The 18,938-nt window shown below is 65.3% G+C and carries 18 protein-coding genes; 3 read left to right on the forward strand and 15 right to left on the reverse strand.

The window, feature by feature from the left end:
* Positions 1 to 25 precede the first annotated feature (25 nt).
* Entirely contained in the window at positions 26 to 1,912 is a 1,887-nt protein-coding gene (locus KBI52_RS31240; protein WP_210812757.1) for a bifunctional sugar phosphate isomerase/epimerase/4-hydroxyphenylpyruvate dioxygenase family protein, read from the forward strand.
* 10 nt (positions 1,913 to 1,922) lie between these two features.
* Here the strand turns inward: KBI52_RS31240 and KBI52_RS31245 are convergent, their stop codons facing one another.
* The 6 genes from KBI52_RS31245 to KBI52_RS31270 all read right to left on the reverse strand — a co-directional run bounded on the left by KBI52_RS31245 (position 1,923) and on the right by KBI52_RS31270 (position 8,058).
* Entirely contained in the window at positions 1,923 to 2,702 is a 780-nt protein-coding gene (locus tag KBI52_RS31245) for an HpcH/HpaI aldolase/citrate lyase family protein (protein ID WP_210812758.1), read from the reverse strand.
* Between the two features lie 109 nt (positions 2,703 to 2,811).
* Positions 2,812 to 3,531: a ribonuclease activity regulator RraA gene (locus KBI52_RS31250; RefSeq protein ID WP_173950156.1), complete on the reverse strand. Its 720-nt coding sequence runs from the start codon at positions 3,529 to 3,531 to the stop codon at positions 2,812 to 2,814.
* A 15-nt stretch (positions 3,532 to 3,546) separates the two neighbouring features.
* Positions 3,547 to 5,283, reverse strand: a complete 1,737-nt coding sequence (araD, locus tag KBI52_RS31255) for an L-arabinonate dehydratase (RefSeq protein WP_173950155.1) — start codon at positions 5,281 to 5,283, stop codon at positions 3,547 to 3,549.
* Between the two features lie 51 nt (positions 5,284 to 5,334).
* Positions 5,335 to 6,198, reverse strand: coding sequence for an ABC transporter permease (locus tag KBI52_RS31260; protein WP_173950154.1), 864 nt, complete (start codon positions 6,196 to 6,198; stop codon positions 5,335 to 5,337).
* An 11-nt stretch (positions 6,199 to 6,209) separates the two neighbouring features.
* Positions 6,210 to 6,971, reverse strand: a complete 762-nt coding sequence (locus tag KBI52_RS31265; protein ID WP_173950153.1) for an ABC transporter ATP-binding protein — start codon at positions 6,969 to 6,971, stop codon at positions 6,210 to 6,212.
* Positions 6,972 to 7,038: 67 nt separating this feature from the next.
* On the reverse strand, positions 7,039 to 8,058 hold the full coding sequence (locus KBI52_RS31270) for an ABC transporter substrate-binding protein (protein ID WP_371823234.1): 1,020 nt from the start codon (positions 8,056 to 8,058) through the stop codon (positions 7,039 to 7,041).
* Positions 8,059 to 8,203: 145 nt separating this feature from the next.
* On the opposite strand from KBI52_RS31270, the gene KBI52_RS31275 reads away from it, so the two are divergent.
* Positions 8,204 to 8,926 (forward strand): GntR family transcriptional regulator, encoded by a 723-nt coding sequence (locus KBI52_RS31275; RefSeq protein ID WP_210812759.1) that lies wholly within the window; start codon positions 8,204 to 8,206, stop codon positions 8,924 to 8,926.
* A 51-nt stretch (positions 8,927 to 8,977) separates the two neighbouring features.
* Here the strand turns inward: KBI52_RS31275 and KBI52_RS31280 are convergent, their stop codons facing one another.
* The 5 genes from KBI52_RS31280 to KBI52_RS31300 form a co-directional block, all read right to left on the reverse strand.
* On the reverse strand, positions 8,978 to 9,724 hold the full coding sequence (locus KBI52_RS31280; protein ID WP_210812760.1) for a response regulator transcription factor: 747 nt from the start codon (positions 9,722 to 9,724) through the stop codon (positions 8,978 to 8,980).
* A gap of 69 nt (positions 9,725 to 9,793) precedes the next feature.
* On the reverse strand, positions 9,794 to 10,147 hold the full coding sequence (locus KBI52_RS31285) for a DUF1236 domain-containing protein (RefSeq protein WP_247654759.1): 354 nt from the start codon (positions 10,145 to 10,147) through the stop codon (positions 9,794 to 9,796).
* Between the two features lie 124 nt (positions 10,148 to 10,271).
* Entirely contained in the window at positions 10,272 to 11,027 is a 756-nt protein-coding gene (locus tag KBI52_RS31290) for a hypothetical protein (protein ID WP_210812761.1), read from the reverse strand.
* Between the two features lie 32 nt (positions 11,028 to 11,059).
* On the reverse strand, positions 11,060 to 11,551 hold the full coding sequence (locus tag KBI52_RS31295) for an RNA polymerase sigma factor (protein WP_210812762.1): 492 nt from the start codon (positions 11,549 to 11,551) through the stop codon (positions 11,060 to 11,062).
* A gap of 242 nt (positions 11,552 to 11,793) precedes the next feature.
* Positions 11,794 to 12,201, reverse strand: a complete 408-nt coding sequence (locus tag KBI52_RS31300; protein WP_173950147.1) for a DUF1236 domain-containing protein — start codon at positions 12,199 to 12,201, stop codon at positions 11,794 to 11,796.
* A 535-nt stretch (positions 12,202 to 12,736) separates the two neighbouring features.
* Here KBI52_RS31300 and KBI52_RS31305 point away from each other — a divergent pair.
* Complete coding sequence (locus tag KBI52_RS31305) at positions 12,737 to 13,774, forward strand: NAD(P)-dependent alcohol dehydrogenase (RefSeq protein WP_173950146.1); 1,038 nt, start codon at positions 12,737 to 12,739, stop codon at positions 13,772 to 13,774.
* Positions 13,775 to 13,781: 7 nt separating this feature from the next.
* Here KBI52_RS31305 and KBI52_RS31310 read toward each other — a convergent pair whose 3' ends face one another.
* From KBI52_RS31310 to KBI52_RS31325, 4 genes are read right to left on the reverse strand one after another with little or no spacing between them, the layout of a single operon-like run.
* Positions 13,782 to 15,263, reverse strand: a complete 1,482-nt coding sequence (locus KBI52_RS31310) for a mannitol dehydrogenase family protein (RefSeq protein ID WP_173950145.1) — start codon at positions 15,261 to 15,263, stop codon at positions 13,782 to 13,784.
* Positions 15,260 to 16,942, reverse strand: coding sequence for a GMC family oxidoreductase (locus KBI52_RS31315; RefSeq protein WP_210812763.1), 1,683 nt, complete (start codon positions 16,940 to 16,942; stop codon positions 15,260 to 15,262). The genes KBI52_RS31310 and KBI52_RS31315 overlap by 4 nt, the downstream gene beginning before the upstream one ends.
* 23 nt (positions 16,943 to 16,965) lie before the next feature.
* The gene (locus KBI52_RS31320) at positions 16,966 to 18,099 is read right to left on the reverse strand and encodes an ABC transporter ATP-binding protein (protein WP_173950143.1); all 1,134 of its coding nucleotides are present in this window, start codon (positions 18,097 to 18,099) and stop codon (positions 16,966 to 16,968) included.
* A 14-nt stretch (positions 18,100 to 18,113) separates the two neighbouring features.
* The gene (locus KBI52_RS31325) at positions 18,114 to 18,935 is read right to left on the reverse strand and encodes a carbohydrate ABC transporter permease (RefSeq protein WP_173950142.1); all 822 of its coding nucleotides are present in this window, start codon (positions 18,933 to 18,935) and stop codon (positions 18,114 to 18,116) included.
* Between the last annotated feature and the right edge of the window lie 3 nt (positions 18,936 to 18,938).

Below are 18,938 nucleotides of genomic sequence, written 5' to 3' on the forward strand. Positions count from 1 at the left end.
CCCCGAGAGGACATGGACGAGGAGCATGCGCACAGCCATCGCCACCGTTTGCCTGAGCGGGACCCTCAGCGAAAAGATCGAAGCCATCGCGGCCGCACGGTTCAAGGGCGTGGAGATCTTCGAGAACGATCTCTTGTCCTTCAACGGCACACCGGCCGATGTGCGACGCATGGTCGAGGGCCATGGGCTTGAGACGATCACGTTCCAGCCGTTCCGCGACTTCGAAGGCATGCCCGAGCCGCAGCGCTCCAAGGTCTTCGCCCGGGCCGAGCGCAAGTTCGACGTGATGCAGGAGCTCGGCTGCGATCTCCTCATGGTGTGCAGCAACGTCTCTCCGGATTCCCTCGGCGGGATCGAGCGGGCGGCCGCCGATTTCCGGGAACTCGGCGAACGGGCGGAAAAGCGCGGCGTGCGCGTCGCGTTCGAAGCGCTCTCCTGGGGGCGCCACATCCATGATTACCGCGACGCCTGGGAGGTGGTCCGCCGGGCCGATCATCCTGCGGTCGGGCTCGTGCTGGATTCCTTCCATATCCTCGCGCGAGGGACGGACCTCGCGGCGATCCGGTCCATTCCGGCCGACAAGATCTTCCTGGTGCAGATGGCCGATGCGCCGAGGCTCGCCATGGATTACCTGTCCTGGAGCCGGCATTACCGGTGCTTCCCCGGACAGGGCGACCTGCCTGTCGACGAGTTCATGCTCGCGCTGAACGCGACCGGCTTCAATGGGCTCCTGTCCCTGGAGATCTTCAACGACCGGTTCCGGGCGGGCTCGGCGCGCAGCGTCGCGGTCGACGGGCACAGGTCCCTGATCGTCATGCTCGACGAGCTGCGCCGGCGCACGGGCACCGCCTCCCCGGATCTGCCGGCGCTGCCGCCGAAGGCCATCTGCTCCGGGGTGGAGTTCGTCGAGTTCGCCATCGACGAACGGGGTGCGGTGGAGTTCGAGCGCACCTTGGGCCGGCTCGGCTTCCGGAAGGCCGGCATCCACCGCTCCAAGGCCGTGACGCGATGGCGACAGGGCGGGATCAACATCGTGGTCAATGCGGACAAGGAGGGCTTCGCCCATTCCTTCAACATCACGCACGGCACCGCCGTCTGCGCCCTGGCCCTGCGCGTCGACGACGCTCCGGGGGCGGTCGACCGGGCGGTCGCCCTGCTGGATCAGCCGTTCCAGCAGCCGGTCGGTCCGGGCGAGATGACCATCCCGGCCGTGCGCGGCCTCGGCGGAAGCCTTCTGTATTTCGTCGACAACAAGACCGGTCTCGACCGGCTCTGGGATGTGGATTTCCAGGCCGTCGACACCGATGACGCCGCAGGAGCTGGCCTAAAGGCGGTCGACCACGTGTCGCAATCGATGCATTACGAGGAGGTGCTGACGTGGCTGTTGTTCTACACCTCCCTGCTGGAGGTGCGGAAAACGCCCGTTCAGGCGGTGATCGATCCCGGCGGCGTGGTGCAGAGCCAGGCCATCGAGACCGCCGACGGCGCGCTGCGGCTCATCCTCAACGCATCCCAGAGCCAGCGCACGCTGTCGTCCCGTTTCCTGAACGATCTCTTCGGATCGGGCGTCCAGCACATCGCCCTGTCGACCGACGACATCTTCGCGACGGTCGAGCAACTCAGGGCGAACGGCGTCGATCTCCTGCCCATTCCGGACAACTATTATGACGATCTCGAGGTGAGAACGGACCTCTCCGCGGACGAGGTCGCGCGGCTGCGCGCCTGCCACATCCTGTATGACCGGGAGGGCGCGGCCGAATACTTCCAGGTCTATACCGGAACCCTCGAGGGCGGGTTCTTCTTCGAGATCGTCGAACGGCGCGGCTACCAGGGCTACGGCGCGACGAACGCGCCGATCCGCCTGGCGTCGCAGACGCTTCTCACGTCCATGGCGGCTCCGCCCGAGATGTGACGACGGGCCGTCAGGTCCGCATGAGCCTGCGGGCCTCGGCGACGCTGGCGCCGGCCGCCGTGGCGAGGAGGCGCACGTCGTTGGGCAGGGTCACGAGGTCGAAGCCCCAGCCGATGGCCTTGGCCGCATAGCCCGGCGAGCCGCAATGGAGCGCCGCACGGATCCCGGCCTGATGAGCCGTCGCCAGAATGGTCTGAATGGCCTCGACCATCTCCGGCTCCTCGCGGTCGAAGCCGACGGGATAGCGCTTGCCGGTGAGCCCGAGAGTCAGATCGGCGGGACCGATATAGACGCCGTCGAGCCCCGGCGTCGCGACGATCTCATCGAGGTTGCGGAAGGCCTCCGCCGTTTCGATCATCGCGAAACAGAGCACGTTGTCGTCGGCCTCGCCCGCATAGTTCGACCCGGCCGAGAAATTGGCCCGGGTTGGCCCCAGGCTGCGGGTTCCGCCCGGCGGATAGCGGACATAGGAGACCAGCTCCGCCGCCTGCGCACGAGTGTTGATCATGGGGCAGATCACCCCATAGGCGCCGGCATCGAGCGCCTTCATGATGGCCGCAGGATCGAGCCACGGCACACGCACCAGGGGCGTGACGTCGCTCGAGCGCATGGCCTGCAGCATGCCGACCGCGGCCTGGTAGTCGATGACGCCATGCTGCAGGTCGATGGTGAGGGAATCGTAGCCCTGCTCCGCCAGGATCTCGGCCGTGAAGGCATTGGCGATCGACAGCCAGCCGTTCAGGACGGGCTTCCCGTCCGCCCAGAGAGACTTGATTCTGTTCGGCTCCATCCCGCCTCCTGGCCCGCTGGCAAATGACCGTCCTGATCGTGTAGCGCGCGGAGCCCGCCGCCGTCAAAAGAAGAGACCGGCGCCAGATGCCTGCGCCGGCCCCTCAGGCTCAGCGTCCGTTCGCCTTGCGCCAGGCTGCGAAGTCGCCGTGCGTCCGCTCATCCGTCGGCGGGTAGAGGCCCAGGATCGAGCGGCCCTTCAGCACCTCCTCCTGCACGAAGTCCTCGAACGCCGTCATCTCGACGGCCTCCGCGGCGATCTCGTCGGCCAGATGCGCCGGGATCACCACCACGCCCTCGCCGTCGCCCACCACGACGTCGCCGGGCCACACGGGCACGTCACCGCATCCGATGGGAACGTTGATGTCGAGGGCCTGATGGTGGGTCAGGTTGGTCGGCGCCGAGGGGCGGTTGTGATAGGCCGGGATGTCGAGCCGCGCGATCTCGGGCGAGTCCCGGAAGCCGCCGTCGGTCACCACGCCGGCGACTCCGCGCTTCATCAGGCGGGAGACCAGAATGCCGCCCGCCGAAGCCGCGCGGGCATCCTTGCGGCTGTCGATCACCATGACGGCGCCGGGCGGGCACTCCTCGACGGCCTTGCGCTGCGGGTGGGCGCGATCCTGGAACACGCCGATCGGGTTCAGGTCCTCCCGGGCCGGGATGTAGCGGAGGGTGAAGGCCTCGCCGACCATGTTGCCGAGATTCGGGTTGAGCGGGCGAACGTCCTGGATGAACTGGTTGCGCAATCCGCGCTTGAAGAGGGCCGTGCACAGGGTCGCCGTGCTGACGGCCTTGAGCTTCTCGCGGGTGTCCGGTTTGAGCGTGGTCATGATTGTCTCCATCTGTCAGTAGATCGCCGGCTCGCCCGTGGGCGCACCGAAGCTCGTCTCCAGGAAGTCGAAGTCGCAGCCCTCGTGCGCCTGCTTGATGTGCCGGGTGAACATCCAACCATAACCGCGCTCGAAACGCGGCTCGGGCCTGACCCATGCGGCGCGACGCCGCTCGAGCTCCTCGTCGGGGACATCGAGGCTGATGGTGCGCTCCGCTACGTTCACCGAAATCATGTCGCCGGTCTTTACCAGGGCCAGCGGCCCGCCGATATAGGATTCCGGCGAGACATGCAGGATGCACGCGCCGTAGCTCGTGCCGCTCATGCGGGCATCCGACAGGCGCAGCATGTCACGCACGCCCTGCTTTACCAGTTTCCTCGGGATCGGCAGCATGCCCCATTCCGGCATGCCGGGCCCTCCCTGCGGGCCTGCGTTGCGCAGAATGAGGATGTGGTCGGCCGTCACGTCCAGGTTCTCGTCGTCGATGGCGGCCTTCATGGAGGGATAATCGTCGAACACGAGAGCAGGCCCCGTGTGCTTCAGATAGCGCGGATCGCAGGCGCTCGGCTTGATCACGCAGCCGTCGGGAGCGAGGTTCCCCTTGAGGACCGCGAGCGCGCCCTCGGCATAGATCGGGTTGTCGACGCCGCGGATGACGTCGTCGTTGTAGACCTCCGCCCCGGCGATGTTCTCGCCCAGGGTCCGGCCGCTGACGGTCATGGCATCGAGGTGGAGATGATCCCTGATGCGGGTCATCAGCGCCGGAAGACCGCCGGCATAGAAGAAATCCTCCATCAGGTACGTGTCGCCGCTCGGCCTGACATTGGCGATGACCGGCACTTTGCGGCTGGCCGCCTCGAAATCGTCGAGGCCGATCTCCTGACCGGCCCGCCGCGCCTGGGCGATCAGGTGGATGATGGCGTTGGTCGAGCAGCCCATCGCCATGGCGACCGCGATGCCATTCAGGAACGCCTCGCGGGTCTGGATCCGGCCAGGGGTCAGATCCTCCCAGACCATCTCCACGATTCGCCGTCCGCATTCGGCGCTCATGCGGACATGGTTGGCGTCGGGGGCCGGAATGGACGACGCCCCCGGCAGGGTCATGCCGATGGCCTCGGCGATCGCCGTCATGGTCGAGGCCGTGCCCATGGTCATGCAGGTGCCGTGGCTGCGTGCGATTCCGGCCTCCATGTTGAGCCAGTCGGCATCCGTGATCGTGCCGGCCCGGCGTTCGTCCCAGTACTTCCAGGCATCCGAGCCGGATCCCAGGATCCTGCCCTTCCAGTTGCCGCGCAGCATCGGGCCCGCCGGCAGGTAGATGGCCGGCAGCCCCGCGCTCGTGGCGCCCAGAAGCAGCGCGGGAGTGGTCTTGTCGCAACCGCCCATCAGGACGACGCCGTCGACGGGATGCGACCGCAGCAGCTCCTCAACGTCCATGGCCAGCATGTTGCGGTAGAGCATGGTGGTCGGCTTGACGTATTGCTCGGCCAGCGAGATCCCGGGGAGCTCGACCGGGAAGCCCCCGGCCTGAAGGACGCCCCGCTTCACATCGTCGACGCGCTGCTTGAAATGCGCGTGGCACGGGTTGATGTCGGACCAGGTGTTGAGGATGGCGATGACGGGGCGGCCGACCCAATCCTTGGGGGCGTAGCCCATCTGCATCATGCGGGAGCGATGACCGAAGCCCCGCAGGTCGTCGGGCGCGAACCAGCGCGCGCTCCTGAGCGTCTCAGGCGTCTTTCGTGCAGTCATGGTGCGAACACTCGTCGATTGAGAGGAAGGATGGGCGGAGCCGATGGCAGCTCAGCTCTGCAGGCCCCACTTCCGGATGGTCTTGCGCTCGATGGTCCTGAAGATCAGGTTCTCGACCACCAGACCGATGATGATCACGGTCAGCAGTCCCGCGAACACGGACGGGATGTCGAGCAGGTTGCGGTTCTCGAAGATGAACCAGCCCAGTCCCCCCTGGCCCGACGACACGCCGAAGACGAGCTCCGCGGCGATCAGCGTGCGCCAGGCGAAGGCCCAGCCGATCTTGAGGCCCGTCAGGATCGACGGGAAGGCGGCCGGAACCAGGATCTTGAACACGTAGGACAGCCCTTTCAGGCCGTAGTTGCGCCCCACCATCCGCAGGGTCTGCGACACGCCGAGGAATCCGGAATGGGTGTTGAGCGCCACGGCCCAGAGAACCGAATGGATCAGGATGAAGACGAGGCTGCCGTTGCCGAGGCCGAACCAGATCAGGGCCAGGGGCAGCAGCGCGATGGCCGGCAGAGGGTTGAACATCGCCGTCATCGTTTCGAGGAAATCGGTGCCGATGCGGGTATTGATCGCCAGGATGGTCAGGATCGACGCGATGGTGACGCCGGACGCGTAGCCCATCAGGAGCACTTTGAGCGAAGTCCAGGCCCTCGCCGGGAGCGTGCCGTCGGCGATCCGGTCGACCATGGTCGATAGCGTGTCGCTCAAGGTCGGGAAGAGAAGCGGATTATCCAGGTAACGGCCGTAGATCTCCCAGACGATGCCGAGAAAGATAATGATCACGGTCTTGCGGACGAAGCCGTTTCCCCAGGCCAGCTCGAAGGTGCTGAGCCTGCGCTCGACCTCGCCCGTATGCGTTTGCGCTGCTGCCGTCTCGGCGCGCATCACGATCTGTGCTTGGCTCATGAGCGTCATCCCTAATGTGCGACTTCGTCGGCGAACAGAAGTTCGTGAATGTGTTTCTCGAGCTGCCCGGCGCTGCCGTCCGTGGGCGAGACGCGGTCCACGTCGTTGACCTCGGCCTTCACGCGACCGGGATGGGGCGACAGAAGCAGGATGCGGTTCCCGATCTTGATCGCTTCCGCGATGGAATGGGTCACGAACATCACGGTGAACTTCGTGTCCTCCCAGAGCTGCAGAAGCTCGTCCTGGCAGGTCCTCCGTGTGAGCGCGTCGAGGGCTGCGAAGGGCTCGTCCATGAGCAGGATGTCCGGCTCCATGGCCATGCCGCGGGCGATCGCGACGCGCTGCTTCATGCCGCCCGACAGCGTGTGCGGGTAGGAGTTGACGGCGCGCGTGAGATTGACCTTCTCAATATAGGCACGGGCCCGGTCCTCCGCCTCCTTGCGCGGCAGCTTTCGCGCGGCCAGCAGGGGAAACATCACGTTCTCCAGAACGGTCTTCCACGGCAGCAGCTGATCGAATTCCTGGAACACCATCATGCGGTCGGCGCCGGGCTCGGTGACGTCGCGACCCTTGATACGGATGCGCCCTTCGCTCGGGCTCAGGTAGCCGCCGACCGCCTTGAGGAGCGTGGACTTGCCGCATCCGGACGGGCCGAGCAGAACGAAGCGATCCGACTGGTTGACCTGGAAGCTGACCCGATCGGTCGCCGTTACGAGAACGCTGGGAGTCTTGTAGCGCAGCGTGACGCCACTGACGTCGAGAAGAGCGGACATCGATCAATACCTGACATGAAAAGGGATGGGGCGCCCGGCCTATGCGCCGGGCGCCAGGCGCGATTCGTCAGCTGCCGTTGAGATCGTGCGCGATCGGCAGATAGAAGTCCTTCCAGGATTTGGGCTGGGTCTTGAGCGTGCCGATCTTGTAGAGGTGGTCGGCGAACTTCATCGTGCCCTGCGGCTCGAGGTTCCATTCCATCATGCCGGGCTCCTTGAGCCATGCGAGCAGGTCGTCCGGGCTGGTCTTGTCGCCGGTGATCTCCTTGTAGATGTCGACCGCCGCCTTCGTGTCGCTGCGGATGAAGTCCTGCGCCTCCTTCGACGCGGCCCGGACCGCCTCGATGACCTTCGGGTTGGCCTCGGCGAACTTCGTGGTCGTGAAGAACTGGCCCTGCGTGAGCGGCCCGCCGATGATGTCGGGCGATTGCAGGATAATGCGGGCACCGGGAACGGTCTTCATCTCGATGTACTGGAAGGGCGGCGCCGCGAAGTGGTTCTTCACCTCGTGCTGCGGATTGGTCATGGCCACGACGGCGTCGGGGTGGCCGAGCTGCACCGTGTTGGCGTCGAGCTTCGACCATTGGTCGGCGCCGAACTCCTTGGCACTCGCCATCTGGAGCAGGATCGCCTGGGTCGAGACCTTGACGGTCGGCACGGCGATCTTGTCGCCCGGGCCGAAATCCTTCAGCGACTTGATCTTGGGATCGTGCGTCACGAAGGCGAGCGGCAGGGCCGACGAGGCCACGATGCCCTTCACGCCGCCCTTGGTCCGGTCCCAGAGCAGGAGCAGGTTGCCGACGCCGGTATTCACCATGTCGACGCCACCCGACAGGAGCGCGTCCGTCTGCGCGCCGCCGCCGCTGAAGGTGATCCACTTGGTCTTCAGGTCGGGCAGTCCGAGGCGGGCGGCGTGCTTCTCGATGAGGTGCTGCTTCTCGATGATGTGGGTCGGCAGGTAGATGATGCCGGGCTGCCGCGTGATCGAGACCTCATTCTTCTGCTGCGCGAGGGTCGGATTCGCGAGAGCGGCGAGCCCGACGGCGGCCGCGATACCGGCGCACAGGCGCCTCATCTGCTTCTTCATGGTGCTTCCTCATGGTGGGCCCCTCTTGTCGGGAGCCTCGATGGCCAAGCTCGGCCCATCAGCCGATAGCTCATACACTAATGCATTAGTGCATTCGGCACAAGTGTGGTATAGACAGGGCCGACGAAAGTTCAGGTTCCTTCCGATGCCGCCATCCCGCACCGCTTCCGCTCCACGACCCGCGATTCCCGCCACGGATCGGCTCGAACGTGGCCGGCAGGCAGCCCCCCAGGTCTTCGAGCAGCTGCGGGAGATGATCATCTCCCTGGCCCTGGCTCCCGGAACAGTCCTGAACCGGGTTACCCTGCAGCAGGAATTCGGGCTCAGCTCGACCCCGATCCGGGATGCGCTCCTGAGGCTCCAGGAGGACGGACTCGTCGACATCTTCCCGCAGCATGCGACCGTCGTCAGCCCGATCGACCTGAGGCTCGCCCAGCAGGCCCATTTCCTGCGCCGCTCCCTGGAGCTCGAGATCGTCCGCGACCTGGCGCTCGCCCGCGACCCCAGGCTCGTCGCCAGGCTTCAGGGCTTCCTGGCCCAGCAGCAGGCCCTGATGGAGGCGGCCGATTTCGAAGCCTTCTCCATGGCCGACCAGGCCTTCCACCAGCATCTCTACGAAGCCGCCAGGATGAACGACCTGTGGGGTCTCGTGCGCAGCCGCAGCGGCCATATCGACCGCCTGCGCCGCCTCCATCTTCCCACGCCGGGCAAGGCTCAGGACATCGTGCGGCATCACAGGCTGATCGTGCAGGCGATCGCCGATGGATGCCCCGAGGACGCCCAGGAGCATCTGCGCCACCACCTCTCCGGGACCCTGTCCTACGTGGACGAGATCCGGGCGAAGTATCCCGGCTATGTCCGAGGCTAGGCGGCGGAGCCGCAGATCTCGGCCGGGTCATCGGCCATCGCGCCGGCGGCGCTAGACGGACTGCAGAGGCTTCGGCTCCGTCCGGACATACCGCGCCGCCCAGAGCGCGGCCTGCGTGCGATTGCAGGCTCCGATCTTCTTCAGGATCGCCTTGACGTGAACCTTCACCGTGGCTTCGGACAGGTTCAGCCTGCGGGCGATGACCTTGTTGGGCGCCCCATCCCTCAGGCAGGTGAGGATCTGGGCCTCCCGGCTGGACAGCTTCCGGCTCTGATGGCCATTGACGCTCATCGGAACCAGACCTTCGCCCGCATCACCCTCGGCGTCGTTCAGCCCCAGCCGTGCGATCGGCAGCACGATGGTGGCCGGAAGAACGATCTCCCCCAGCATCACCAGTTCGAGCGACTTGACCAGCACATCCTGCCGCTGATTTGACAGGCAGAAGCCATGCACTCCTGCGCTCCACGCGGCGTGCACGACGCCCGGATCGAAGGAATCGGCCAGCATCACCATTCGTGCATCGGGAGCATGGGTCTTCAGCCGTCTCACCAGGTCGATGGTGCCGTCCGTGAAGCTGCTTCCATCGATGATGAAGAGTACGGACGCCTCGTCCTCGATCCGGGGCAGGCTTGAAAACCCGTCGATGATGTCGTGCCAGACGATGAAGCCTGCCTCCGACAGGACGTTTTCCAGACCGAGGCGAAGCAGCGGATTTGTGCAGACCGGAAAGACGATCGCCGATGAGCAGGCACGATCGTTATAGGTCAAGCGGGTTTCGCCGGCGCTTTGTAACGACATGTCGTGTTCGCCTTTTCTTTGCGCAAATGTGTTTTCCAAATATGTTTTCTGGTCATGCAGGCTCAGCCGTCACTGGATGACGTAGACAATCTTGCGGGATGTCGCATCGACGATCACGCGGCGGCCATCGACCATCGCGTAACGATAGGTCTCATGCTTCGGAATCGGGTGCAGCTCGACGGTCTCGGACAGACTGTCGCCGACAGATGTTCCTTGGGCGACGGAGGTCGTCGGGGACCGCTCCAGACCGACCGCCAGCCGGGCCGACAGGTCAGCCGCAATGGTGCGAACGGCCTCCGGGATGGCGTGCGATGGGTTGACCGAGGCCGTCGCAAGCGGGCCCGTTGCATTCGGCGCCGTGGTGGGGGTTGCAATGGTCCCAACGGAGAAGACGGCAAAAGCCAGATGGTACGCGACTCTCATACTCATCCTCTATCACTCGCCAGATTGGACAGAGAACGGAAGAGCCCGCGGGTTTATTCCACCTTTTCTAGAAAAATTCTCAAGTACCCGGGGCTCCGCGAAGGCTGCCCCTCGCGGAACGACCTCACGGAGAGGTCTCGGCGAGAGCCTTGGCCTCCGCCTCCTCGGCAAGAGGCTCACCCGCCCCGATCGTCTGCAGATACGCCGCCGTCGGATCGCCTCCGCCGCTCGGCACGTACGCGTCCTGGCCGACGGGCGTTGCGAGGGCGAAGGTCGCCTTCCACTCGCCATCGCGGCACGCGACCGCCTCGGCGGCCTCGGCAGGAGCATGCAGCCGAAATTCACGACACAGGGACCCGTCCGCAAGGCGATAGGTCGAGATCACCCGCAGGCGGCCGAACGGCAGGTCCACGTCCTGTCCCGAGCCCGTTCTGTCCAGTTCACGATGGAGGATGGGGCTGTCCAACCGAGCCAGCAGCCCATGCGCTTCGGGCCTGTTCCACCAACCCGCAAAGTAGCCCAACGCAAGCGCGACGGCGGCGACGGACGCGGCCATGGCCCATTGCCCGAGCGCTTGGTTCGATCTCAGCCGTTCGCCCCACGACACCTTGACGCGCGGCCCCGATGTCGCTCCCGCTGCGGCCTCATAGGCCTTGATCTGGGCCGAAACGGCGGACCGCAAGTGCGCCGGCACATCGGGCGACAGGGCATCCGAGAGGGCCGAACGGGTCAGGCGGCGGCTCTGCTGAAATTCCATGATCCGCCTGGCCACGGCCGGATCCTCCGCCATCGCCTTGGCGATCGCAGCAGCCGTGGGTTCCTCGAGCTCGCCGTCGGCAAAGGCCATCAGGATCTCATCACTGAGGTGTAGCTGAGACATCACAATCGCTCCCCTGGTCCTTTCGTCGGCGCCTAGGCGGCGTCCGTCATCTCCATCAATCGCCTGCGCGCCCGTGCGAGCCGGCTCATGACCGTCCCGATGGGAACCCCCAGGACCTCGGCAGCCTCCCGGTAGCTGAGATCTTCGGCGCAGACCAAAACAAGAACCTCCCTTTGCTCCTGCGGCAGGCTGTCGATGGCGCGCTGAACCTGCGACAGGACCAGCCTGTTCAGGACAGGCCCCTCTCCCGGATCCCCGATGAGCTGCGTCTGCAGCGATACATCTTCCGTCATGCCTTCGGCCTTCATCCGTCTGAGGTGATCGATCCAGTGGTTGCGGAGAATGCGGAACATCCACGCATCGAACTTGGTCCCCGGCGTCCAGCTGCCCGCATTGGCAAGGGCGCGCTCGCAGGCCCCCTGAACGAGATCATCCGCCAGGGGTTGCGAACGGCAAAGCACAAGCGCAAAGCGCCTGAGCCGGGGCAGAAGCGCCACCAGTTCCTGTCCTATGGCTGCCGGCATTCCTGCTCCGCATGGACTCTTCGCATCATAACGAAGGAACGAGCCGATTTATTCCCGACGACGTGAGAGGAGCCCTCGGACCGAATGGGAGGTCGACGGCTCCACCTGCTGGACAAGATATCGTCCAGGACAGGGCTTTCCACCTCTCCGAGAAAAAAGGCAGCCCAGGCGGGGCCGCCCATGTCCAAGAAAAAGGGCGGCCCTGATGGGCCGCCCATGCCGCACTCGGGAAAGAGCGGTTGTTAGCGGATGACCTGCACGATCTTGTGGCTGCCCGGCTCGACCAGCACCGGGGTGTTGTTCACCACCGTGTACTTGTAGCCCTTCACCTTGTACTGGGCCGGAACCTCGTAATAGGTCACGCCGGACTCAGGCAGAGTGGCGCCGACACGCACCTCTTCCTTGTAGCTGTAGGACGGCACGGACTGGGTCGTCACGTACTGGCGGAATTCCGGCTGCTGCTGGTCGGCGATGCCGCCCACGATGGCGCCCGTGACGCCGCCCACGGCAGCGCCGACCGGACCACCGACGATCGCGCCGCCGACGGCACCCGTGGCCGCACCGGCAGCAGCGCCGCCAGACTGGGCGAAGGCAGCCGCAGGGGCCAGGGAGGCAAGAACGATACCGGCAACAAGGATCTTCTTCGACATGATCGTACTCCTGAATGAACGTTCGGGCTTCGCACCCGGCAACCGATAACGCATCATCCAACAAGTAGTTTCCAAGCAACTTGGAGAACGTCGGGGAAGATTTGCGAACCCGACAGAATGAATAAACGTTCATCATTCTGATCCCACAGTATATATCCCGCCGTTATTCATGTTCCGTTCATCTTGCCGGCCCTTTGACGCTGCAGAAGGGGCAGGAACCCTCGAGGCGTTGGCTCGAATTGTCGGTCGTTCTCCGGACTCCCCGTTATGACCGAAGGCCACCGTCTATGCTGAAAGCCCGCTTCAGACTTAGGCAGCCATGGCTGATGGGATGCCTACCAGACATTGCATCGCTCTCGTATGGCGGCACGCGATGCGCCTGCCGAAGGTTGAATGCGCCTGTTCCACAGGCGGCGCGAGAGAGCGGCACGCGCGATCCTGGCGCACTCGATCGAAGCGCCGGATACGCATTCGGAGACGCTATGCACTCCGACCATGATGAGGCAGAATGACCTCTCGATGAGGAGAGTGAGTCATGGAAGCGCTGGTGCTGGAGCGCAAGGACGAACTCCACTTGCGCGACATTGCGCTCGAGGAAACTCTGGGACCTCGCGACGTGCGGATCGCCCTTCGAACGGTGGGCGTCTGTGGCAGTGACGTGCATTACTACACTCATGGAGCCATCGGGCCGTTCGTCGTCAGGGAGCCGATGATCCTCGGGCATGAGGCGGCAGGACAGGTCGTCGAGGTCGGATCGGCCGTGACGGAACTGAGCCCGGGCGATCGCGTCTGCATGGAGCCCGGCATTCCCGATCCGACGAGCCGCGCGACGCGTCTCGGCAAATACAATCTCGATCCGGCCGTTCGCTTCTGGGCAACACCGCCTGTGCACGGCGTGCTGCGGCCGACCGTCGTGCATCCTGCCGATTTCACGTTCAAGCTTCCCGGTCATGTCTCCTACGCCGAAGGCGCCATGGTCGAGCCTCTGGCCGTGGGGGTCCACGCCGCCACCAAGGTGCAGGTCCAACCCGGCGACCTGGCTGTCGTCATCGGAGCCGGACCGATCGGCATGATGACGATCCTGGCCGCCCTGGCTGCGGGCTGCTCCCGGGTCATCGTGAGCGACATCCACGAGCCGAAGCTGCACATGGCCCGCAAGCTCGGTCCCGTCATCCCGGTGAATGTGAGAAGCGAGGATCTGTTGGCCGCTGTCAGGCGCGAGAGCGACGACTGGGGGGCGGACGTCATCTTCGAATGCTCGGGCTACCCGCCCGCCATGGCGGACATGTTCGACCTCGTCTGTCCGGGCGGGAAAGTGGCTTTGGTCGGCATTCCGCTCGAGCCCTTCGCCTTCGATGTGAGCAAGGCGCAGGTCAAGGAGGTCCGAGTCGAGAGCATCTTCCGCTACGCCCATGTCTACCCGCGGGCGGTGGCGATGATCGCGTCAGGACGAATCGACGTGAAGCCTCTGATCACCGATCGCTTTGCCTTCAAGGACAGCGTCGAGGCGTTCGATTTCGCCAAGGCCATGCCGCCCGCTTCCGTGAAGGTGCAGATCGACATGCCGGGTTGAACCGGGCTCAGGCGCCGCCGTTCAGGTAGCGCTGCAGCGTGGCGCGGACGCCGTCGCGCCACAGATTGTTCAAAGACGCTTCGAAGCGCGAGCGGAATTGCGGCGCATCCGCGACATCGCCGAAGATGTCGCGCAGATCGAGAAACGACGTCGGATCGTCCTTCGCGGCCAAAGCCGCGGTGGTCAGGCGGCCGGCATTGGGATCGTCGAGCGTGAAAGGCTCGCCTGAATCGGTCGTTCCGGCACAGTACCTGCACCACAGGGCGGATTCGAGGGCCAGTCCCGTCACGTCACTGCCCATCTTCAGTCGGTCGCGCGTGGAGGGAAGAATGAATTTGGGCTGCCGGTTGGAACCGTCCTGAGCGAGACGCGGGATCGTGTCTCCGACATCCGGATTGGCGAAGCGTCGGGCGATCAGACCGTAATAGTCCTGAAGATCGACTCCGGGCACCGGCGGCACGCAGGGGATGATCTCGTCCGTCTCGAGCTTGTCCAGAAAGCCGCGCACGAGCGGGTCGGCCATGGCGTCGTGCACGAAATGGATCCCCAGGAGTCCTGCCGGATAGGCGATCGTGGCATGGCCGCCGTTGAGGATCCGAAGCTTCATGAGCTCGAAGGCCGCCACATGCGGCGTGAACGTGACGCCGACCTCCTCCAGGGCTGGACGACCCGTCGGGAAGTTGTCTTCCAGGACCCACTGGCGGAACGGCTCGCAGAAGACCGGCCAGTTGTCCTGAACCCCGAACCGCTCCTTCAGGATGGCGCGCTCCCGGTCCGTCGTCGCGGGCGTGATCCGGTCGACCATGCTGCTCGGAAAGGCTACCTGCTCCCGCACGTAGGCGGCGAGCGCCGGGTCCACGAGATCGGCGAGGCCCGCCACCGCATCCTGTGCCACCTGCCCGTTATGGGGGATGTTGTCGCACGACATCACCGTGAAGGGCGCAAGCCCCTGGTCGCGGCGGCGCCGGAGCGCAGCCAGGAGAACACCGAATACCCCTTTCGGCGCATCCATGTGGGCGGCGTCGTGGACGATGTCCGGATGGTTCGGATTGAACGCTCCCGTCGCCGGATCGATGCAGTAGCCGCCCTCCGTGACGGTCAGGGACACGATGCGCAGGGCCGGATCGTCCAGGGCCGCCACGATGGCGCGTCCGTCCTCGTTCACGGGCACGAACCCCACCATGGCGCCGGTCACGCGGGCGATGTTGGCGCCGGGATCGAGTTCCACCACCGTAGTGAGCCAGTCCTGAGGCTCCAGCGCCTGCCGCATCGCCCTGTCGCCAGCGCGAATGCCCGCGCCGATCAGAGCCCAATCGCGATCTTTCCCGGCATTGAAGAGGTCGTCCAGGTAGACCGCCTGATGGGCCCGGTGGAAGTTGCCGACGCCGATATGCAGGATGCCCGCCCGAAGCTCGTCGCGCGCGTATCGAGGCGTGGCGACCTCGGACGACAGACGGGGGAGACTGGCGAGATTCAAGGACTGGGTCATGACGGTTGGACCTGATCGGGCACGGGAGAGATACGGTTTGCGGGAGCGGCCGCCGGGTCACGGACTATGCCGCGATGTCCCGTGATGATGTCAACGGCCTTGTCGGCAATGGCGAGCACGGGCGCATTGGTGTTGCCGCTAGGAATTGTCGGCATGATGGAGGCGTCGACGATCCTCAAGCCAGCGATGCCGCGAACCGACAGATCCGGCGTCACGACGGCATGGTGATCTTCGTCTGTTCCCATGCGACATGTGCCAACCGGGTGGTAGTTGGTCTTCACGGTCCTGCGGCAGTGATCGGCAAGATCCGCATCCGACGCGGTGCCCGGTCCGGGAAAGATCTCGCGGGCCACCATTTCCCGGACGGGGCTCGTCGCGAGGACCTCCCGGGCATAGCGCAATCCCGCAATGCTCAGGCGAAGGTCGTCGGGGTGGCCGAAGAATTGCGGATCCACCCGCGGCAATACCGCGGGATCCGCGGATGCAAGCCGCACCGAACCGCGCGCCTTCGGCCGCAGCAGACAGGGGTTCATGGTCACGCCATGGGTCGGCTCGACTCCGGAGACGTCGCGATCGAGATAGACGGTCGGAACGCAATAGAGCTGGATCGTCGGCCGGTCGCCGCCGTCGGGATCGATGAAGGCGCAGGCCTCGACTCCCGTGGTCGTCACGGCGCCCGACTTGAACAGCACGAATTGCAGCCCGCTGCTCAGCATCGCGAGGCCGCGATCCTGGCCGAAATAGCCGAAGTCCCCCGCGGTCGTGGCCACGATGGGGACTTCATGATGGTCCTGCAGGTTCCGGCCGACGCCGGGCAGGTCGACGGAGACCGTGATCCCATGGCGCGAGAGCTCGTCGGCCGGGCCGATGCCCGACAGCATCAGAAGCTTCGGCGTCATGTAGGTGCCGGCCGCGAGGACCACCTCCGCGTCGGCGAAAGCGCTCTCCCATCCGGGGGCGCCGGCGAGATCCACGCCGACCGCCCGCGCCTTTTCGAGCCGAACACGGGTGACCGTGGCGTCCGTCAGCACCGTCAGGTTCGGGTGAGACAGCACGGGCCGCAGGAACGCGTCGACCGCGCTGCACCGGCGGCGCGTGGTCCAGTCGATCGTGTGCTGCATGAACCCGACGCCGTTCTGCTTGGCGCCGTTGAAGTCGGGCGTGAAGGGAACGCCCATCTCTTGCATCGCCTGCACGAAGGCGCGGCTCATGGCGCAGTGCTGGCCCAGATGGGACACCTTCAACGGACCGCTCACCCCGTGATAGGGCGCGCCGAGGTGATCGTTGCCCTCCTGGCGGATGAAATGGGGAAGGAGATCCCTGTAGCTCCACCCGGCGCCGCCCAGGGCTCTGTCCCATGCGTCGTAATCGTCGGTCTGGCCCCTGATGTAGACCATGGCGTTGACGGCGCTTCCGCCGCCCAGCACCCTCGCCTGCGGCACGATGGGAGCGCGGCCGCCGAGCTGCTCCTGGGGGAGCACGTGGTGCATCGTGAGATAGGTGTCCCGGGCGAGAAACTTCATGTAACCCGCCGGCATGGCCAGGATCGGGCTCACCCGGGGACGCCCTGCCTCAACGAGCAGCACGCGGGCATCGTGCTCGGCCACGAGGCGGCTCGCCACGACGCAGCCTGCGCTGCCGCCGCCCACGACAATATAATCGAACTGCCTGGAGGCCATGATCTGCCTCTCGCAGGAAGGCGTCAGCTCGCCTTGCGGGTCGGCAGCCGACGCAGATTGGCGAGCGGGTGCCTCTGCGCGCGCTCGAGCGCGAGTCCGTCGCCGTCGAACAGGTGGCAGGTCGCCGGATCGAGCTTGATCGCGATGCGTTCATGCACGGCGGTCGGGATCTCCCCGTCCGCTTGTACGATCAGCATCGTGCCGTCCTTGATCTGAGTATAGAGGAACGTTTCGCCGCCGAGGCGTTCGACGACCATCACCTCCCCGGTGATCTCCCCCTCGCCGGCCAGGCGCATGTGCTCCGGGCGGATGCCGAGGGTGACGGCATCGCCGACCCTCTGGCGTCCAGGCCGGACCGGCACCGACAGGGGTGCCCCGCCGGCGAGCTGGATCGTGGTCGCCGCATCCGTCACCGACGTCACCGTTGCGGGCAGGAAATTCATCTTGGGACTGCCGATGAAGCCTGCCACGAACAGGTTCCTGGGGTGATGATAGAGCTCCAGCGGCGTACCGGCCTGCTCGACGACGCCGCCCTGCAGCACCACGATCTTGTCGGCCATCGTCATGGCCTCGACCTGGTCGTGGGTGACGTAGATCATCGTCGCGGCGAGCTCGTCGTGGAGCCGGGCCAGCTCGATGCGCATCTGGACGCGCAAGGCCGCATCGAGGTTGGAGAGCGGCTCATCGAAGAGAAAGACCTTCGGCTTGCGCACGATGGCCCGGCCGATCGCCACGCGCTGCCGCTGGCCGCCGGACAATTCCTTCGGCTTGCGGTCCAGGAGCTTGTCCAGGTGCAGGACGCGCGCGGCCTCCGCCACCTTAGCGCGCCTCTCCTCCTTGGGCACGCCGGCAAGCCGCAGCGAGAACCCCATGTTGTCTGCAACCGACATGTGCGGGTAGAGAGCATAAGACTGGAACACCATCGCCAGACCACGGTCGGACGGCGGCACGTCGTTGACCCTCTGCCCGTCGATCAGAAGATCGCCCTCGGTGATCTCCTCGAGGCCGGCGATCATCCTGAGAAGCGTCGACTTTCCGCATCCGGAAGGCCCGACGAAGACGCAGAACTCGCGGTCGTCGATGGAGAGATCGACCCCCTTGATGACCTGCACCGAACCGTAGCTCTTCTCAATGCCTTTCAGGACGATCGTCGACATGCTGCGTTTCCCGTTTACTTGACCGCGCCGAAGGTGAGACCGCGCACGAGCTGGCGCTGGCTCATCCAGCCGAAGACCAGGATCGGCGCGATGGCGATCGTCGACGCGGCGGAGAGCTTGGCCCAGAACAGGCCTTCCGGCGCCGAGAACGACGCGATGAAGGTCGTCAGCGGCGCGGCTTGCGAGGTGGTGAGATTCAGGCTCCAGAAGGCCTCGTTCCAGCACAGGATAATGGACAGGAGCGCCGTCGATGCGATGCCCGGCAGCGACAGGGGCAGGAGGAGCATCCAGACCTCCTGCTTCGGCTTCGCGCCGTCCATGCGTCCTGCCTCGAGGATGTCCTTCGGTACTTCCTTGAAGAAGGTGTAGAGCATCCACACCACGATCGGCAGGTTCATGAGCGTGTAGACGACGATCAGGCCCCAGCGCGTGTCGATGGCGCCGGTGTCACGGAAGAGCAGATAGATCGGGATGAGGACGCCGACGGCCGGCATCATCTTGGTGGACAGCATCCAGAGCAGCAGATCCTTCGTGCGCTTTCCCGGGAAGAACGCCATGGCGTAGGCGGCCGGAACGGCGATCAGCGTCGCCAGCAGGGTCGCGCCCACGGAAATGATGATGCTGTTCATCGCGAAATGAATGTAGTCGGCCCGCTCGCGGACGGTGACGTAGTTCTCAAGCGTGGGCGTGAAGAACAGTTTGGGCGGCGTCGCGATCGCCTCCACTTCCGGCTTGAAGCTCGTCAGGATCATCCAGAAGATCGGGAAGAAGATCAGTCCGGCGGCGAGCCATCCGACGACTGTGAGGATGAGCTTCTCGCGGGTTTTGGGATGCATGGC

It is taken from the genome of Microvirga sp. HBU67558 (assembly GCF_018069605.1).
Classification (GTDB): domain Bacteria; phylum Pseudomonadota; class Alphaproteobacteria; order Rhizobiales; family Beijerinckiaceae; genus Microvirga; species Microvirga terrae.